Raw genomic sequence first — 18,242 nt, forward strand, 5'->3', positions numbered from 1 at the left:
CATTCAGGAAACAATGAGGGAGACTCGCGATCAGCCGCTGAAATCAGTGGTTCTGCTGCGCCATCCGGCAGGAGATACTCCGACAATTTTCTTGAACGCCCGGCTGAAAGCCGATTCTGATCGATAACCGATCTCCTGTCCTACAGCCGCCACTTTCATTGTGCTGTCGGCAAGAAGGCGCGCGGCAATCTGCATGCGCCAGAGCGCCAGGTATTGCATGGGAGGGTAACCGATCAGGTGGGTAAACCGCGCCGTCATCGCCGCACGCGACATGCCGGCCTGTTCGGCCAGCAGGTTGAGAGTCCAGGGATGTGCGGGACTTTCATGGAGTATGGTCAGAACTCTGCCGATCGCCGGATCCCGCAGGCCTGACAGCCAGCCCATCTCATGCACGGGCAGGGATTCCAGGCACAGGCGGATCACCTCGACAAAGATCAACTCACTCAGCCTCAGGCGGATGGATTCGTCACCCAGGCGCGGAAGGCGTGCGTCGGTGAGCGTCAGGTCGATCAGGCGGCCCAGCAGGTCTTGCTGATCGTTTCTGGACCACCCGACGCGCAACAGGCGCGGAAGCGCGGAGAGCACCGGATTGAAGGGGCGCATGTCGCAGCCAAGGAACCCACACATGTATTCAGCGCCACCGCCGCCGCCGCCACCTTCGCGGGTGACGAAGGGAAGCTTGCCCGCCATCCACTCGCGGAAGAAAGCGATGGTCGCCTTCCGGTCGTATTCGGGCGCCTGCCCCGGCGTGCTGAGCAGAGAATACTGGTCGCCATGCGCAAGAACCAGGATGTCGCCGGCCTCGAACCATGTCGATGCGACATCCGGGATTTCCACCCAACCCGAGCCCTTCAGGATGATATGGTAGGAGATCACATGCTGAGCACGCGGCAGGATGATAGAGGCATAGTCACGCGCCCGCGGGATATCCACGCCCCAGGGGAAGGAAGCGTCCACGAGGTGGAACACCGCGCCGGTAAGCTTGACCATCCGCAGGACGTCCGACAGGGGATCGGTTGCAGAGTCCTGGCAGAGCACCGGCTGCGCAGCCATACCTTGCCCAGCTACGGGGCGCGGCTGGAGCCGCATCATGGACGATCCGGCAAGCGACAGAGACTTCCGGTCATGGGTTTGTGCCATGGCGCAAGATAGCCTGAGTGGAGTCACAAAACCAGCCGTTGTGCCTCGGCGCTCCGGCGCAAGGAGGAAGACAATGAATGTTCGAGAAGAAGCGCGCCAACCGGCGGAGGTCTATGATGCGCAGTTCGTGCCAGCCCTTTTTGCGCAATGGGGGCCGGTCGTTTGTGCGGAAGCCGGGGTGCAGAAGGGCGACCGTGTTCTTGACGTGGCCTGCGGGACGGGGGCACTGACGCTCGCCGCCGCCGAGATCGCTGGTCCATCGGGGTCGGTGGTCGGGCTTGATATCAATCCGGAAATGCTGGCGGTCGCGCGCCGCAAGCCGGTGCAGATCGAGTGGCTGGAGGGAACGGCCGAGGCTCTGCCTTTTCCGGACAACAGTTTCGACGCCGTCGTCAGCCAGTTCGGATTCATGTTCTTCGAGGACAAACCGAAGGCACTATCCGAGATGATGCGGGTCCTGAAACCGAATGGCCGCCTGGCGGTTGCGGTATGCGATGCGGTCGAGAACTCGTCAGGCTACAGCGCCTTCGCGCTGTTGCTCGACCGGCTGTTCGGCAAGAAGGTGGGGGATGCTTTCCGCGCACCCTTCAGCCTCGGCGATGCCGGAAGGTTGCGCGAAATCTCCAGGGAAGCAGGTCTCGCGGATGCGGAGGTCGTCCGGCGCAACGGAAAGGTTCGCTTCAAATCGATCGATGCGCTGGTGTCAACGGAACGCGCCTGCGTTTGGACGCTCGGGGGCGTGCTGACCGACGAACAGTTCGAGCGGCTCCTCGACGAGGCGGAGACCGTGCTCAAGCCCTTCACCGTCCGCGGAGGAACGATCGAATTCGACATGCCATCGCTCATTATTAAGGCACGGGAATCCTAGTCGAGGTCCAGGATGGAATGGGACGGCATTCTTCATGACAGGTTGGAGGTCGGGCCACTCCACATCTGTATGTCGCTTGTCGGGAAGGTCGGCAAAGAAACCAGGATTTGCCGTCGAGCCCTTTCAAGCGTAGGGCGATGAAGGGTCGGACGCGCCATACCGATCGCCCATCTGAACGGGCGCTTCTCCAATCGGGCGTTTGGATGGCCGGTTCAGAGATGAGTCCATGGCAGGGCTCAAGACGATCTGTCGGAGGTGGAAGATGGACGATGAAGAGCAAGAAATCCGCGCAGTCGTGGAGATGTATGTGACCGGCTTCAACCGAGGAAGCAAAAAACTACTGCTGGATGCATTCCACCCGAGATTTGTCTCGTCAGGATTCGTTGATGGCAAACTTCAGTGGGATAGCGCCGAGGAGTTTGCTGATTTTTGCGAGAGAGTAGCGCCTGATCCGGACGGTCCAGTTCCGAATTGGGAGATCGAGACGCTAGTCGTCTCGGGAACGACGGCAGTTGCGGTTGTTAACGACAAATGGGGCAGCCGGAGATTCCGCGATAGCCTCACGATGCTCAAGGACAATGGACGCTGGCAGATTGTGTTCAAAGCATTTGACGGACTCGGATAATGCAGAGACAGAGAGAGCCCGCTTTGGGCTCGAAGTGTTTTAGCCGCACGCGGCTGACCATTCCTCGCAGGAAGCATCACATAAGCTGCCGTTCGCTCGCGAAATGCCAACGGCAGCAAAGTCCCGCTCTGCCGTCACTCGCCAACTCAAATGCTGCACGATGCATGAATGGCCGGTTTGGTGACGCTGCGCTGCAGCGGCGGCATTCCGGGTCAATGGCAGCTATGGCCGGTTCGTGACATCCTGCGTGCGGGCGATAATCTCCTTCTATGACGATCTTCAGTCGAACGCTACATTGGCACAGGATAGTGCCGTCGAAACCGAGCGTCCGCGCTCATTGAAGACCCCACCGGAGGAAAAATGGACCGGCTTGAGTGTGATCGGATGTTCATTGCCGTCATCGAGACGAGCAGCTTTGTCGGGGCCGCCGATCAGTTGAAGACCAGTTCGGGCCAGGCTTCCAAGCTGGTATCGCGGCTGGAGAGCGATCTTGGCGTGCAGCTGTTGAAGCGCACGACGCGCTCGGTTTCGCCCACCGAGGCAGGGAGGGCCTATTACGAGCGGCTGCGGCCCTTGATTGATGAGCTTGAGGCGCTCGATCTCGACATTCGCAATATCGCGCAATCGCCGCGCGGACGACTGCGCATCACCGCGCCGCTTACCTTCGGGATCGTGGAACTTGCGCCGGCGCTGACCGAGTTTGCTGCCCTGTATCCCGATATCGAGCTTGATGTGAGCTTTTCCGATCGGGTCGCGCATGTGGTGGACGAGGGCTTTGACATGGCAGTTCGGGTCGGACGGCCAGGGGATTCCAGCCTTGTCATGCGCAAACTCTGCGCCGTCCGCCTCGTGGTTGTCGCAGCGCCGGGGTATCTGGAGCGGCACGGCACACCGGAGGCCCCCGAAGACCTGGGGCACCACAGCTGCATCATCGACACCAACTTCGCCGAACTTGGCAAATGGCCCTTCCGGTCTGCAACCGGCCAGGCGGGGGGCGCGCGCGTTCAAGGCCGTTTCCGGTTTTCCAATGCCGAGGCCTGTCTTGTGGCCGCCGAGGCGGGGCTGGGCCTGGCCTGCGTCCCCGGCTTCGTGGCGGGCGAGGCGATCCGTGCTGGTCGGATCACGCCGGTTTTGCAGGCCTTCGAACCGGAGCCTTATGACGTTCATGTCCTCTATCCCCCTTCCCGACACCTCTCGACAAAGGTGCGGCTGCTCGTCGACATGCTGGCCGAGCGCTACCGGGGACGGCCCGGATGGGAAGCTGGCTGGTAAGATTGCTTCCGTAATAGAAGTAATCATCTTCCCATTGGCTGGATTATCGCCAGTGCCGATTTGCGCCATGTTGTTCGCGAAGACGCAAGCCTGCGTCCCCCACAAGGAGAATGACCATGACCGACGCAACCCTTCAGACCACCAGCCGGACCGAACTTGATGTCCGTGTCACCAATGCCGATCTTGCGGCGACGCTGCTGCGCGTCGCGATGGGTGTGCTGTTTCTCGCGCATGCCGGACTGAAGCTTTTTGTCTTCACCCCGGCCGGAACGGCAGGCTATTTTGCCAGCCTCGGCCTGCCCGGACCGCTGGCCTATCTCGTCATCGCGGCGGAACTGATGGGCGGCATCGCCCTGATCCTCGGCGTCTACAGCCGCTGGGTGTCGCTGGCGCTGGTGCCGATCCTGCTGGGCTCGATCTATGTGCCCCACGGTGCTGCGGGCTTCTTCTTTTCGAACGAAGGCGGCGGCTGGGAATTCCCGGCATTCTGGGCGGTGGCCCTTGTCGTGCAGGCCCTTCTTGGTGACGGCGCCTATGCCCTGAAGCGCGCCGACACCTGACCTGTCAGATCGCACCGCGGGGCCTCGTCCCGCGGTCGCGCCCATGCCAAGGAGTTTCGCCATGACACCTGTAGCCGTGTATTTTGACATCAAGACTGCGCCGATGCGGATCGGCCAGGTGCGTCTGAAGGTGCGCGACCTCAACGCGGTCTCCGCCTTTTATCAGTCTGTTCTCGGCCTCAATGTGATCCAGTCCGACGACCGTCGGGTTACCCTTGGAACGCGTGCGACGGTGCTTCTTGAATTGCTGGGTGATCCTGCGCTTGCGCGCCATGACCCACGTCAGGCCGGTCTGTTTCACACCGCCTTCCTGATGCCCATGCGAGGCGATCTCGCCCGCTGGCTTGCCCATGCGATGGCGACCAACGTGCCGCTGCAAGGCGCGTCCGACCACATCGTCAGCGAGGCGATCTACCTCGCCGACCCCGAGGGCAACGGCATCGAGGTCTATGTCGACCACCCGGTTGCCGATTGGCGCGGCGCGGACGGCGAGATCCGGATGGCCACCGATCCGCTCGACTTGCAGGCCCTGCTGCGCGCGGCTGGCGACACGCAGTGGTCGGGTTTCCCGGAGGATGGCAGTATCGGTCATGTGCATTTGCAGGTGGGCGATACCAAGGCCGCGGACCGGTTCTATCGTGACGTTCTCGGCTTCGCCATCACCGCGACCTATCCCGGCGCCAGCTTCTATGGCAGCGGCGGCTATCACCACCAGCTTGCGGGCAACATCTGGAACAGCCGCCGCGCCGGACCGCGCCCCGACGGCATGGCAGGCCTTGAAGCGGTCGAGATCATCCTGGGCGCCTCCGAAAATCTGGCGCAGATCGCGAGGCGTGCTGAACGGGCTGGCGTTGCAATCACCAGAGACATCAACGGCATCACCCTGCACGACCCCTGGGGCACTGCAATCACACTGAATGCTTGAGGAGACGACCGTGCTTGTAAATGGAAAATGGACGACCGACTGGCAGCCGGTTCAGGCCAAGGACGAAAAGGGCGGCTTTGTCCGCCAGACCTCGAGCTTCCGGAACTGGGTCACGCCAGATGGCAGCGCAGGTCCGACCGGTGAAGGCGGTTTCAAGGCTGAAGCCGGACGCTATCACCTCTACGTCGCGCTGACCTGCCCCTGGGCGTCGCGCACCCTGATCGGGCGCAAACTCAAGAAGCTCGAAGACGTGATCTCGGTCTCGGTGGTCGAGCCCGCGCTCACCGAACAAGGCTGGCGCTTCGGCGACTATCCCGGCGCGGACCGGGATGAACTGAACGGTGCCACCTACATGCACGAGATCTATCCACGCGCCGACCCCGTGTTCAGCGGCAGGGCAACCGTGCCGGTCTTGTGGGACAAGCAGCGGGGCACCATCGTCAACAACGAATCCGCCGACATCCTGCGCATGCTGAACTCGGGCCTCGGCGATCTGGCCGACCCATCGGTCGATTTCTATCCCGCTCACCTTGCCGTGGAAATCGACGCGCTGAATGCCCGCATCTATCCGGCGTTGAACAACGGCGTCTATCAGGCAGGCTTCGCGACCACGCAGATCGCCTATGAGGAGGCGTGCGCGGAGGTCTTCGACATGCTGGAGGCGCTGGAATCGCAGCTTGGCGACGGGCGTGACTTTCTGCTGGGCGACCGTTTCACCGAGGCCGATATCCGGCTTTTCGTGACGCTGGTCCGCTTCGATGTGGCCTATCACGGCCTATTCAAGACCAACCGCAAACGCATCGCCGATTACCCCGGCCTCAGCGCCTATCAGGCCCGTATTCTGGCCATTCCCGGCGTCTCCGAGACGGTCAGTATCGACCATATCAAGCGCGGCTATTACTCGATCAAGGCTTTGAACCCGTCGGGCATCGTGCCGGTAGGCCCGGAACTGCCCCATCTGCACGCGGATCGAAATTTATCCGCTGAAGACCGTCGATAGGAGACATCGGCAACGGAGGCTTCGTCGCGCAATACCAGAATTCGATTGCTGCCTGATTTCGCTGTCGCAGCGAAAGTCTGCAACGATGGGCCGCAGCGCGGCAGTGGTTTGCCACGGTCGATGACCGCAATGGGGCGTGTGCGCGGATCGCCTCGCACTGAATGGGTACGGCTGCGCCGTCGCAGCAATGGTGCAATCCGGAAGGCGTTGCGCCCCGTCGATGAGCGCGACGGCTAGATTGGCTTGCCGGAGGATTGTTGCGGTGAGCTGTGAAACCCATCATGGCCTTCTTGCCTCACGATGGAGGAAGAGTTATCCGCGGATCATCGGGCTCATCAGGCCAGAAGACATCCGGGTCGACGTCACCATCGGACGAGGTGTCGTCGGCGATGGTCTTGAGCAATGCTTCGAGATTTTTTTCCGGGCCATCGGCAGCGGGTCGGCGTGGGCCTTTCCGGCCGCTCGCTTTGATCGGCGCAAGCCCGAGTTCTTCTCGTGCATCCCGCCAGTATTTCTTGAATGTCGCTTCCGAAAGTCTTGCCTCGGGAGGCAGCTTGGCCTTCACTATCGCGTAGAGGTTCATCAGCTTGGCGCCCGCGAGCATCTGCTCATGGATGACCGGCGCAAGTTCCAATACGATCTCTTTAGAGGTAAATTCCCGATCTTCTGTTCCGGACCTTTTGAGTTCTTTCCGGATATCATCCAAGGTTTTCTTTGTAACGGTCATGTCGCGCATCTATCCTCACAGAGTATCATACTGACTTTCATATGAGTCTCTGATTTATATTCGACAAGGCAATTTTGGCGACGGTCAAATTTCTCTAGCTAGCAGGGTATGGGGACGGCAGGCTGTCCCCCCGGGACGCGCAAGCACCCCTTCCTGCCCACACCTGCGGCGCCACCCCTGACGAGTGGCTTCTTGGCCCGGGATTGGAGACTTCTCGGCGCTGCTGAGGCAGCTTCTCGGCGTCACGAAGGGGCGGTAGGAGGGGAAAAGCAGAGCCGGCGTGATCAACAACAAGCCGTTTAGCCGGTATCCGCCAAGCTCCTTCAGGGAGCGCTTCGCGTGTCAGGAGACCCCTTGGCCTTGAGCGATTGTCGCGTGCGTCGCGCCGGGGCTCCCGGCCTCATCCGGAGGGGCGAGCGCCCGGTTGTTATCCTGGCTCCCGATGTCATGCGCCGATGCACCAGATGCCTGCGCGAGCCATTCCTCCAGCCGCGCTCCTTCCAGGAGCCCGACCGCGACGAGGTCTGCTGCCATCTCGATCAGGAGCCCTCTGCGCGCTTCAAGGAGCCGCATCGCGCGGGTCTCGGCGGCCTCGAGCCGGGCGCTGATGCGGGCGGCGTTTTCGGGATCGCGCAGGTAGGCCGCAGAGGAGATATCGAGCCAGACCGGACCCTCGGCACCCAGCCCTATGCGCGTGTCGATACCGGTGGCGACCTGCGTCGCGTGCGCGAGATCCGACATCGCATTGCCGCCCGCGCCGGCGGCCGCCGCGCCGAGGACCAGGCACTCGGCGGCGCGGCCCGCGAGCGCGTAGGTGAGCTCGGCCTCGATATCGTCGAGCATCAGTTGGCCGGTGGCATAGGCCATCCAGGCCTGGCCACCCTGCTGCGTGATGACCACGCGCTTGATCTGGCCGAGACCGAGACAGGTGCCGACGATGGCATGGCCGCATTCGTGCAGCGCGATGCGGCGCTCGCGGGCGGGATGATGCTCCTCGGCCTCCGGGCTGAGCGCGGTCAGCACGTCGCGCGCTGCGAGTGCGCGGCCGTCATGGCGCGCGGCACTGCGCGCCTGGCGCAGCGCACCGTCGACATCCGCCGCGCTCCGGCCGGTGGCGGCGCGGGTCAGGCGCGCCATCTCCTTGGTTGGAATATCCGGACCCAGCCCGTCCTTCAGCATTCGCGCCAGCGCGGGCGCGCCCGGCAGCGGCACCTGCACTTTGACATCGATGCGGCCCGGCCTGAGTACCGCGGCGTCGATCTTATCGGGATAGTTACAGGTGCCGACCAACAGCACGCCTTCCAGATGTCGCAAGGCATCAAGCTCTTCCAGGAAGCCGTTGACGACCTGCTGCCGGTAGCCGGCGCCATGCGTGTCGTTGCTCGCCCGATCCCCGACGGCATCGATCTCGTCGATCACCAGAATCGCGGGGTGCGCGGCGGCCGCCTCGGCAAAGCTGGTGCGCATGGCGCGCAGCATATCCCCGAGATGGCCTTTGGATTGCCACGCCGCGAAGCTGCCACGTACCAGAGCGACGCCTGCACTTCCGGCCATGGCGCGCGCCAGATGCGATCTTCCGGTGCCGGGCGGACCGTAGAGCAGCACCGAGCGCTGCACGTCGGCCCAGGCGATGCGCCCCGCCGCCCAGCCCTGCAGATCCGCCACCATATGGCGTGCCGCCGCCTCGGCGTCGCCATAGCCTTCGATATCGTCGAGGCTCAAACCGAGCTCCGCGCTCGGCCGGGTGATTTCCGAGAGCCGCGCGACGACGCCGCCCGGGGTCGTACCGCGAAGCGCCAGCGACACGGCGGCATCCGACAGGCGCGCCAGGGCGCGCTCCTCGGGAAGGGCGGCATGAAGTGCCGGATCGATCTTGCCGCTGACGCTGCGGATGGCGGCGATCATCACCATCAGGATATCGCGCGACAGCGGCGCAAGGCGCAGCGGTTCGGGCAGCGCGCGCCGCAGATCCTGCGGCAATGGCGCCAGGGTCTCGGCGAGGATCAAGACCGGGTATGGCGCATCCAGCGCCCTCACCACGTCATGCAGCGCGGCGCCCTTGATGCGCAGCTTGTCGCGGTCCTCAACGGCGATCTCGACAACGCAGAGATCCGGGGTGCCATCGACTGTCGGGTCCGCATCTTTCAGCAGAGTGGCGGGCCAGACCACCGCCTCGTCCGGCAGAATTGCCGACTCGAGCATCCTGCGCACATCGGCGGGCGACATGCCGCCTTTGTCGGGTCCGATCTCAAGGACGGTCACCGCCCCGGGTTCCAGCATGGCCTTGATGCGTTTCTCACTGCCGATCGTCGCACAAAGCCGCAGCATCAGCGACAGGTTACCGGTTGGCACATGGATCGCCGCGGGCCTGGCGTCCTGCTCCTCGGGCGGGATCTGCGGTGCCGCCGGTGCGGGGCGAGGCCAACCGAGCGGCTCGGAGTTGCGGTCGGACATCTTGCGCTCGGGAAGTTCCTCGGGCTGCCACGGACGCCGTCCGTCGCCAGGCCGGTTTGCCGCGAGTTCGGCATGGTCGGCACGCAAGCGGATAAGAGCGGTGGCGGCCAGAGGGGCCCAGGCGGGAGGTTTGTAGCTCATGGCTGTCTCCTTTTGAGGTGTAGAGAGGCGACCCGCGCCGGACACGGCGCGGGAGGAGTGGGATTTGCATGTGGTCAGAGTCGAGGAGTGATCCCGAACAGACGGGCGGTGTCAGTCGAGACAGCCGTGCTCACGGCTCGGCACGCCGCGGCCAGCGCGGGCGCTCGATCGCGTCAAGCATGCGCCGGATGACGGGTTCGGCCTCTGCCGCGTAGATCTCCGACGTCACGTTGATCCAGCCCGTCAGCTCGGCACGGGGGATCACCTTGTCCGCGTGGTCCGCCTTCAACTGGCGATGCAGGGCCTTCTCAAGCCGCAGCGCCACATGCCCGCTCGGCATCGGCACCTCGTCGATCAGCTCGGCCTCGACATCGCTGCGCAGCCTCAGCTGGTAGCGCAGGCGGCTCTGCGGATTGCGGCTGTAGCCGAGCTTGATGAACCCGCCCAGCCCCGGCACGCCGAAGCGCATCAGGTAGACCCAGCTCTCGGCTGTCATCCACGACTCACCGCAGCCGCCGCAGCCAAACCGCCCGGTTTCCAGATTGGCGATGGCGACCCGCTGGTCAAAACCGCAGGCCTCATGCGCGAGCTGCCGGTAATTGGCGCTACCGTCGAGATCCGGGCCGACCACGCGCCAGCCCCATTTCGCGGCGGTCTGCTGCAGCCTTTCCTGATGGCACGTCTCGCAGTGAAACCCATCGTGATCCGGTGCAGGCCCCTCCGTCGCCAACAACTGGAGCCGACCCAACTGCAACCGCGCCTCGTGACCGCAGGGCAGCCGGTAGGTGGCGTAGTGGCGATCCTCCTCGTCCCGCGCGACAAGGATAAACCCGGCCTTGGCGGCGTTGCCGCGCATCTGCGCCTCGCGGCATCCGCCGCAGGCCGGCCGGGCGCTGCGCAGCGTGAAGACCTTATGCGCGGTGTGCGCACCGCAGCTGTGGCACTCGAGCGCGACATGGTCCTTGTCGCGGACACGGCGGTCGATCCGGTATCCCTTGCGCTCAGCGATAGTGTGCCACGCTGCCGGGATGCGGCGCTTCTGTTCCGTCCATTCGCTCTCGTCGACGTCACGGGAGCGGCGGGGGAGGTGCAACGGCTTTGTGTTATTGTTGGTCATGAGAGGACATCCTTTGCAGACAGGTTGAGAGAGGCCGCGCCCGGGCGGGGCGGCAAAATGCTGGAGAGCACCGCGCAGACGCGCGGCGGTCAGGTTTACAGGTGATGGGGGGTCAGCAGGCCTCGGGCCAAGCCTCGCTCAGTTCGAAGGAAAGATCGTCAAGATCACAGACCGGCTGGTAGAGGTCCAGCTGGGCAACGGCCGAGAGATGCACATGGCACTGATCCAGCATCGCGCTGACATGGTTAGGCATCCGGCCTGGCGCCGCTGAACGCCGGAAAAACGCGACGAGGCGCAGACGATCATGAGCCACAAGGAAGTCATGCGTGGTGTCCGAGGTCATCAGCGCAACGGCCCTGTCCAACATTGCCAGAAGCGGCGCGTCCGACGCATGGAGAACCGGAGCGTCGCGCAAGGCCGTCTGGATATCAATCACGGTGCGCCAGGCCCGCTCTGCCTCGCGCAGCCATGCATTGATTGCCGGATCCCACACGTCGATATGGGTGATATCGCGCTCTGCCTTGATCGCCACGGCGAGTGCGCCGTTGAGCTTCAAAACAGGCGGGCGATGATGGAGGGAGTGAAGACGCGAAGGTCTTCAGTCGCCCGGATGGGCGTGGGCTTCAGCCCGTGGCCCATGATGGTCTTGAAGCCAGAGGGGGCGGCACGTGCCTGGCTGCCGCGGTTCCATGCGGCAGTCATGGTTGCGTTGCGGTCATCGATAGTTGTGGTCATGTCTGAACTCTCCATCTTGCGTTGTTGTTACCTTGTGATAAGTATTTAGCACGTGGTGCCGATATAATCAACGCCATGTAACAACTTTTCAGCACAGGGGTATGACTTTGACACCAGAGCAACTGAGGATGGCGAGGAACGCTGTTCGTTTAGGCGTCCGAGAATTGGCTGAATTGGCAGATGTAGCTCCCGCAACCATCAGCCGGTTTGAAAGTGGCAAAGGTGGTCTGCAGATGCGTTCTGCAGACGCTCTGCGCTCAGCGCTTGAAGGGCAGGGCATTCAGTTTCTCTCAACAGGCGATATAGCGAAGGCCCCTGGCGTGGCACTGCAGGGCAAGCCTGCGTGAGCTAGACGCTCTCTTGGTTTAGGCAGCCAATAGTTCCAAAAAGCCTGACGACGTACATATTGCCACCCCTCACGCGTCCAGACATAGCTGATGTCGCCGGCCCATTTTTGATTGGATTGATCAGCTGCGAAGTTCCGATCCAGCAGGTTCGGTGCGATGTTAAACTTGTGGTCACTATCCGTCGTGACCTTGTGTTTGCGGGTCCGCACAACGGATATGCCGTTCTGGCGCATCAAACGACCCACACGCCGATGCCCGACATTCAAGCCGATCTCTTTTAGCTCTTCGGTCATGCGCGGACGGCCATAACTTCCCAGGCTTAGACGCGACTGTTCTTTGATGTGCGCGAGCGTGACCAGATCGATGCGCTGCCTGCGACTGGCAGGACGGCTGCGGAAAGCCCGTAAGCCACGCGGGCTGACATCCATGATCCGACAAAGGAGTTCCGTTTGGAAAGAGTCACGGTGTTCTTCCCCTCTCGTGCATGTAAACATGCACTGCCGGGCAGTGGATGAACCTAAACCTCATAGCTTTTGGCCCGCGAAGAACTGCGTTGCTTTTTTAAGATCTCCCTCTCCTCCTTGAGAATGCGGTTCTCGCGTCGAAGCCGGTCATTCTCTTGGGCAAGGCTCAAATCTTCTTGCGACACTACATCCGTGTCCCGGTGTGCTGTGATCCACTTGTTCAGCGTTGACATTCCGACACCAAGATCATCAGCCACCTGCTTGCGCGTCAGCCCGATGGTCAGTGCAATACGCACTGCATCTTTGCGGAATTCGTCCGTCCGTTTCAGTCCCATAGTTCATCTCCTTTGTTGCACTAAATGCTATCAAAGGAGCGGCATCAAACCGCGACAGGTCCAGATCTCGTCGACCTGATCGCTGAGGATGGCCTTCTGAATTTGCCCGACGATCCTCTTCCCATCCTCGAGGCGCAGCCCGAACCCCTCTGGGCAGGTGATCCGGTACGGTCGAGATATGTCATCAAGCTCGTGAGTGCGCGTCTCCCCATTGTCGAAGGTCGTTTCAACCGTAATTCGGACGTCCATGGCAGCCCCCTTCCAAAGAACTCACCTTAGCATGGGCGACAGCATCGACGAGGACGCCCATGTTTTGTCCACTCCCGATCCATGCATCTGGAACAGATTCTTCGCCAGATCGAGCCCGACAGTGATAAGATCCGACATGACCGCTCTCTTTTGTGGATCATTGCAGACCCACCTTGGCACATCAATGCCGTCGGGGGAGGCGGCACCATCAATGCCCCGTAAACCCAGTCAACTCCGAGGATGCCATGATTGAAATGCCACCGCTTTCGCTAAGGGTTCCACAGCCTGAATGCAGACCCGGCGACACCCCGGATTTTTCAGGAATCGACGTTCCGCCAGCTGGATCTGTTCAGCGGCCGAAGGTGGATGAGCATGCCGACAATATAAGGGATCTGGCCTTTACCATTATTCGCGTGCTGAACGACGATGGAGATGCCGTGGGCGAGTGGGCCGGAAGCCTCACCGACGAAGAAATCGTCCGCGGGCTGCGGGACATGATGACACTTCGCACCTTCGACAGACGGATGATGACCGCGCAGCGACAGGGCAAGACTTCGTTCTACGTGCAGCATCTGGGTGAGGAGGCGGTGAGCTGCGCGTTTCAGCGCGCCTTGGTGAAAGGCGACATGAACTTTCCAACCTATCGTCAGGCCGGGCTGTTGATCGCGTCGGATTACCCGTTAGAGACCATGATGTGTCAGGTGTTCTCCAACGAGGCCGATCCGCTGCATGGGCGCCAATTACCGGTGATGTATTCGTCAAAGGACCACGGATTCTTCACGATCTCAGGCAATCTTGCCACCCAATTCATTCAGGCTGTCGGCTGGGGCATGGCCTCGGCGATCAAGGGCGACACCAAGATCGCGGCTGGCTGGATCGGCGACGGCTCGACCTCGGAAAGCGACTTTCACGCCGCAATGGTTTTTGCATCTGCCTATACGGCGCCGGTGGTACTGAATGTGGTCAACAACCAATGGGCCATCTCAACCTTTCAGGGTCTTGCCCGCGGTGGCTCGCATACCTTTGCGGCACGCGGTCACGGGTTCGGCATCCCGTCACTGCGGGTGGATGGCAATGACTATCTGGCGGTACACGCAGCCGCGAAATGGGCGACCGAACGCGCGCGGCGCAATCTGGGGCCGACCCTGATCGAATATGTCACCTACCGGGTTGGGGGGCACTCCACATCGGATGACCCAAGCGCCTATCGCCCGGAATCCGAAAGCGAAGCCTGGCCGCTGGGTGACCCTATCCACCGGGTCAAGACATACCTGATCAACAGGGGCCTTTGGTCGGACGAGCGCCACAAACAGGCCGAAGCCGAGATTACCGATATGGTGATCGAGCACCAGAAGCGGGCCGAAGCAATCGGCACGTTGATTTCGGGCCACGCGCCGTCGCCGCGCGACATGTTCGAAGACGTCTATGCGGAAATGCCGCCGCATCTGGTGCGCCAACGTCACGAAGTGGGGTATTGAAGTGGCAAAGATGACGATGGTCGCTGCGATTCAGAACGCCCACGATCTTGCCATGGGACGCGATGAGAATGTCGTCGTGTTTGGTGAGGATGTTGGCTATTTCGGCGGCGTGTTCCGCTGCACCGCTGGTCTTCAAGAGAAATACGGCCCCTCGCGCTGCTTTGATGCGCCGATAAGTGAGCTTGGGATCGTGGGAGCCGCGGTCGGCATGGCGGCCTACGGGCTGAAACCGGTGGTCGAGGTGCAATTCGCCGATTACATGTACCCGGCCTATGACCAGATCGTGTCCGAGGCGGCGCGCCTGCGCTATCGTTCGGGCGGCGAGTTCACCTGTCCTTTGGTGGTACGCATGCCCACCGGCGGCGGCATCTGGGGTGGGCAGACCCACAGCCAGAGCCCAGAGGCGCTGTTTACTCATGTTGCGGGCCTCAAGACCGTTATTCCGTCCAACCCGCAGGATGCCAAGGGGCTGCTTCTGGCGGCAATCGCCGACCCCGATCCCGTGATTTTTCTTGAACCCAAGCGGCTCTATAGCGGTCCGTTCGAGGGGTATCACGACCGCCCCATACAACCCTGGAAAATGCACCCTTTGGGTGAGGTCGACCCCGAGTATTATGAAACTCCGCTGGGCAAGGCCGCAATTGCCCGCGAGGGTCAGAGCCTGACCGTCGTAACCTACGGCACTATGATGCACGTGGCGATCGCGGCGGCAGAGGCAATGGGCATCGATGCGGAGGTGATCGATTTGCGTACGCTGATCCCGCTTGACGTGGAAACGGTAATGGCCTCGGTCCAGAAGACCGGACGCTGCATTGTGCTGCACGAAGCGACGCTGACATCCGGCTTTGGCGCAGAGCTTGCTGCGCAAATACAGGCGGAATGTTTCTACCACCTCGAAGCGCCCGTGCTGCGCATCGCGGGATGGGACACGCCCTATCCGCACGCACAGGAATGGGCATACTTTCCGGGGCCGGATCGGGTGGGTCGCAACATGAAAAAACTGATGGAGGCGTAAGTGGGACTATACACCATCAAGTTACCCGATGTCGGGGAAGGCATCGCAGAGGCAGAACTGGGCGTATGGAAGGTCGCGATAGGACAGATCGTCAGGGAAGACGATATTCTGACCGAAATATTGACTGACAAAGCTGCGGTCGAAATCCCGTCGTCGGTGTCGGGGAAGGTCGTCTGGCTGGGCGGCGAGGCGGGTGACACCGTGTCTATCGGTGCCGATCTGATCCGATTGGAAGTTGACGGCGCGGGCAACACGGCGGCCGAAGCCTCCGTCAAAAAGCTGGCCTCGTCCGCGCCTGCCGCTGCGGCGGCACCATCTGCGGCCCCTGTTGCCAAGGCAAGGCCCGCCGCACCGGCACCGAAAGCCAAGCCAGAGGTTTCCGGCGCTGCGCCCACGCAGCAGCGGGCCGAGGGCGAAAACCCCCTGACGACGCCGTCGGTGCGCAAACGCGCCCGCGATCTGGGCGTCGATCTGCGCCGGATCACGGGCAGCGGTCCTGCCGGGCGGATCACCCACGAAGACCTGACCCATTACCATCAGACCGGGGGGCGGGTTGCTGCTGGTGTTGCCAGACGCACACAACGGACCGGGGAGACCGAGGAGAGAGTAATCGGGCTGCGCCGCAAGATTGCCGAGCGCATGGCGTTGTCGAAATCGCGCATCCCGCACATCACCATCGTCGAGGAGGTCGATGTCACCTACCTGGAGGACCTGCGCCGCCAAATCAACAAGGCCCGCGCCGAAACCCAGGGCAAGCTGACCGTGCTGCCTTTCGTCATCCGCGCCATTGTAGATGCTGTGGCCGATCAGCCCATCATGAACGCGCATTTCGAAGACGAGGACAACATCCTCCGCAAGTTCGAAGGCGTGCATGTCGGCATCGCAACCCAGACGCCCCGTGGCCTGATCGTCCCCGTCATTCGCCATGCCGAGGCAATGAATCTGTGGGACAGCGCAACCGAACTGCGCCGTCTGGCGGGTGACGCCCGCGACGCAAAGACCAACACGGACGCGTTGAGCGGATCGACCATCACCATCACCTCGCTCGGGCCGCTTGGTGCGTTGGCCACCACACCAATCATCAACTACCCGGAGGTGGCGATCATCGGCATCAACAAGATGGAAGTGCGCCCGCATTGGGACGGCGCGCATTTTGTGCCACGCAGGAAGATGAACATCTCATGCAGCTTTGACCACCGTGTCATCGACGGTTGGGATGCGGCGATCTTTGTCCAGAAACTCAAGTCACTGCTCGAAGCGCCCGCCCTACTGCTACTGGAGGATTGATCATGAAAGAAATGAACTGCAAACTGCTGGTGATCGGCTCGGGTCCGGGCGGCTATGCCTGCGCCATCCGGGCGGGCCAACTGGGCGTCGATACGATCATCGTCGAAGACAAGGCGCATGGCGGCACCTGCCTGAACGTCGGCTGTATCCCGTCCAAGGCGCTGATCCACGCGGCCGAGGAATTCTCGCATGCAACGCGTTTCACCGGCGACAACGTGCTCGGGATTTCGGTGCAGAAGCCGACAATCGACCTGTCAAAGACCGTCGCGTGGAAGGACGGCATCGTCGCGCGGCTGAATGGCGGCATCGGCGCTTTGCTGAAACACGCCGGGGCGCGGGCAATCATCGGGCACGCGCGGTTCCGCGACGGCAAGTCGGTGATCGTCAAGACCGATCTGGGCGAACAGCTGATCCATGCAGACAAGATCGTCATCGCAACTGGATCGGTGCCGCTTGAAATTCCCTCGCTGCCCTTTAGTGGCGACGTGATATCGTCCACCGAAGTCCTGGCGCTGACAAGGGTGCCCAAACGGCTGATCGTGGTCGGCGGCGGATATATCGGGCTGGAGATAGGTACTGCAATGGCGAAGCTTGGCGCCGAGGTGACGGTTGTGGAATGCGCCTCACGCATCTTGCCGCAATATGACAACGAGCTGACCAAACCCGTGGCCGATCGACTGATCGCACTTGGCATCACAGTGCTGCTGAACGCCAAGGCAGAAGGGCTGTCTGACGGCAAAGATAAGCTGCGGATCACACTGGAAAATGGTGAAATCACGGAGCTGCCGTTCGACAAGGTGCTGGTCGCCGTCGGGCGTAAGGCGCGGACAGGGGATTGCGGACTGGAGGAGTTGGCACTGAAGATGAATGGCCAATTCATCCAGATCGACGACCGCTGCCAGACATCGATGCACGGCGTCTATGCCGTCGGTGATGTGACCGGAGAACCGATGCTGGCGCACCGCGCGATTGCGCAGGGCGAAATGACCGCCGAGATCGTCGCCGGTGAGCCGCGCGCTTGGGACAAACAATGCATCCCGGCGGTCTGCTTTACCGATCCCGAGATCGTCACCGTAGGTCTTTCGCCCGAAGGGGCGCGCGCCCTTGGGGATGACATCGTGACACAGGGCTTCACACCGGCGGAAGGCATGGCGCAGAGCGGCGGGGTTACCATCGGGAAGTTCCCCTTTGCCGCCAATGGCCGCGCCATGACGACGCAGAACGACAGTGGCTTCGTGCGCATCGTCGCCCGCGCGAAGGATCATGTGGTCTTGGGTATCCAGGCCACGGGCGGCGGCATTTCCGAACTGGCGGCGGTGTTTGCGCTGACCTTGGAAATGGGGGGGCGCCTCGAAGACATTGCAGGCACGATCCTTGCACATCCAACCCAAGGCGAAGCCTTTCAGCAGGCTGCACAGAAGGCGTTGCGTCATGCCACCCACATCTGAAACCGGAGAGAAGAAATCAATGTTCTGGCCAAACTCACCAACATTGCAGGTCGCG

At 62.0% G+C, this 18,242-nt stretch carries 17 protein-coding genes and 2 pseudogenes; 11 read left to right on the top strand and 8 right to left on the bottom strand.

What is annotated here, in order from left to right:
• Positions 1-30 precede the first annotated feature (30 nt).
• Positions 31-1,140, bottom strand: a complete 1,110-nt coding sequence (locus U3654_RS19370; RefSeq protein WP_324753167.1) for an AraC family transcriptional regulator — start codon at positions 1,138-1,140, stop codon at positions 31-33.
• Positions 1,141-1,213: 73 nt separating this feature from the next.
• On the opposite strand from U3654_RS19370, the gene U3654_RS19375 reads away from it, so the two are divergent.
• The 6 genes from U3654_RS19375 to U3654_RS19400 all read left to right on the top strand — a co-directional run bounded on the left by U3654_RS19375 (position 1,214) and on the right by U3654_RS19400 (position 6,390).
• Entirely contained in the window at positions 1,214-2,008 is a 795-nt protein-coding gene (locus U3654_RS19375; RefSeq protein WP_324753168.1) for a methyltransferase domain-containing protein, read from the top strand.
• A 262-nt stretch (positions 2,009-2,270) separates the two neighbouring features.
• Positions 2,271-2,633, top strand: coding sequence for a nuclear transport factor 2 family protein (locus tag U3654_RS19380; protein WP_324753169.1), 363 nt, complete (start codon positions 2,271-2,273; stop codon positions 2,631-2,633).
• A 360-nt stretch (positions 2,634-2,993) separates the two neighbouring features.
• Positions 2,994-3,905 carry a LysR family transcriptional regulator gene (locus tag U3654_RS19385; protein WP_324753170.1) on the top strand — a complete coding sequence of 304 codons (912 nt, stop codon included), beginning with the start codon at positions 2,994-2,996 and terminating at the stop codon, positions 3,903-3,905.
• A gap of 116 nt (positions 3,906-4,021) precedes the next feature.
• Entirely contained in the window at positions 4,022-4,465 is a 444-nt protein-coding gene (locus tag U3654_RS19390; RefSeq protein WP_324753171.1) for a DoxX family protein, read from the top strand.
• 61 nt (positions 4,466-4,526) lie between these two features.
• A complete protein-coding gene (locus tag U3654_RS19395) occupies positions 4,527-5,390 on the top strand; it encodes a VOC family protein (RefSeq protein WP_324753172.1) in 864 nt (287 codons plus the stop codon).
• Between the two features lie 10 nt (positions 5,391-5,400).
• Complete coding sequence (locus U3654_RS19400; RefSeq protein ID WP_324755334.1) at positions 5,401-6,390, top strand: glutathione S-transferase family protein; 990 nt, start codon at positions 5,401-5,403, stop codon at positions 6,388-6,390.
• 295 nt (positions 6,391-6,685) lie between these two features.
• Here the strand turns inward: U3654_RS19400 and U3654_RS19405 are convergent, their stop codons facing one another.
• The 5 genes from U3654_RS19405 to U3654_RS19425 form a co-directional block, all read right to left on the bottom strand.
• Entirely contained in the window at positions 6,686-7,117 is a 432-nt protein-coding gene (locus tag U3654_RS19405) for a hypothetical protein (protein ID WP_324753173.1), read from the bottom strand.
• Positions 7,118-7,459: 342 nt separating this feature from the next.
• Positions 7,460-9,712, bottom strand: coding sequence for an AAA family ATPase (locus U3654_RS19410; protein ID WP_324753174.1), 2,253 nt, complete (start codon positions 9,710-9,712; stop codon positions 7,460-7,462).
• A gap of 130 nt (positions 9,713-9,842) precedes the next feature.
• The gene (locus U3654_RS19415; protein WP_324753175.1) at positions 9,843-10,829 is read right to left on the bottom strand and encodes a GIY-YIG nuclease family protein; all 987 of its coding nucleotides are present in this window, start codon (positions 10,827-10,829) and stop codon (positions 9,843-9,845) included.
• 112 nt (positions 10,830-10,941) lie between these two features.
• Positions 10,942-11,361 (bottom strand): hypothetical protein, encoded by a 420-nt coding sequence (locus tag U3654_RS19420; protein WP_324753176.1) that lies wholly within the window; start codon positions 11,359-11,361, stop codon positions 10,942-10,944.
• Between the two features lie 20 nt (positions 11,362-11,381).
• Complete coding sequence (locus U3654_RS19425; RefSeq protein ID WP_324753177.1) at positions 11,382-11,564, bottom strand: hypothetical protein; 183 nt, start codon at positions 11,562-11,564, stop codon at positions 11,382-11,384.
• A 128-nt stretch (positions 11,565-11,692) separates the two neighbouring features.
• On the opposite strand from U3654_RS19425, the gene U3654_RS19430 reads away from it, so the two are divergent.
• On the top strand, positions 11,693-11,911 hold the full coding sequence (locus tag U3654_RS19430; protein ID WP_324755335.1) for a helix-turn-helix transcriptional regulator: 219 nt from the start codon (positions 11,693-11,695) through the stop codon (positions 11,909-11,911).
• Between the two features lie 53 nt (positions 11,912-11,964).
• Here the strand turns inward: U3654_RS19430 and U3654_RS19435 are convergent.
• Together U3654_RS19435 and U3654_RS19440 are read right to left on the bottom strand one after the other, a co-directional pair.
• A pseudogene (locus tag U3654_RS19435) lies at positions 11,965-12,710 on the bottom strand (IS3 family transposase); the annotation flags it as partial.
• A 63-nt stretch (positions 12,711-12,773) separates the two neighbouring features.
• Positions 12,774-12,959, bottom strand: a pseudogene (locus U3654_RS19440) (ISKra4 family transposase); the annotation flags it as partial.
• Positions 12,960-13,204: 245 nt separating this feature from the next.
• On the opposite strand from U3654_RS19440, the gene U3654_RS19445 reads away from it, so the two are divergent.
• From U3654_RS19445 to U3654_RS19460, 4 genes are read left to right on the top strand one after another with little or no spacing between them, the layout of a single operon-like run.
• Positions 13,205-14,437 carry a thiamine pyrophosphate-dependent enzyme gene (locus tag U3654_RS19445; RefSeq protein WP_324753178.1) on the top strand — a complete coding sequence of 411 codons (1,233 nt, stop codon included), beginning with the start codon at positions 13,205-13,207 and terminating at the stop codon, positions 14,435-14,437.
• Positions 14,438-14,447: 10 nt separating this feature from the next.
• Complete coding sequence (locus U3654_RS19450; protein WP_416384607.1) at positions 14,448-15,452, top strand: alpha-ketoacid dehydrogenase subunit beta; 1,005 nt, start codon at positions 14,448-14,450, stop codon at positions 15,450-15,452.
• Positions 15,453-16,739: a dihydrolipoamide acetyltransferase family protein gene (locus U3654_RS19455; RefSeq protein ID WP_324753180.1), complete on the top strand. Its 1,287-nt coding sequence runs from the start codon at positions 15,453-15,455 to the stop codon at positions 16,737-16,739. It abuts the gene before it with no gap.
• A gap of 2 nt (positions 16,740-16,741) precedes the next feature.
• A complete protein-coding gene (locus U3654_RS19460) occupies positions 16,742-18,187 on the top strand; it encodes a dihydrolipoyl dehydrogenase (RefSeq protein WP_324753181.1) in 1,446 nt (481 codons plus the stop codon).
• Positions 18,188-18,242: the final 55 nt, after the last annotated feature.

Origin of the sequence: Roseovarius sp. Pro17 (assembly GCF_035599575.1) — a bacterium.
In the GTDB taxonomy this organism is placed as follows: Bacteria; Pseudomonadota; Alphaproteobacteria; order Rhodobacterales; family Rhodobacteraceae; genus Roseovarius.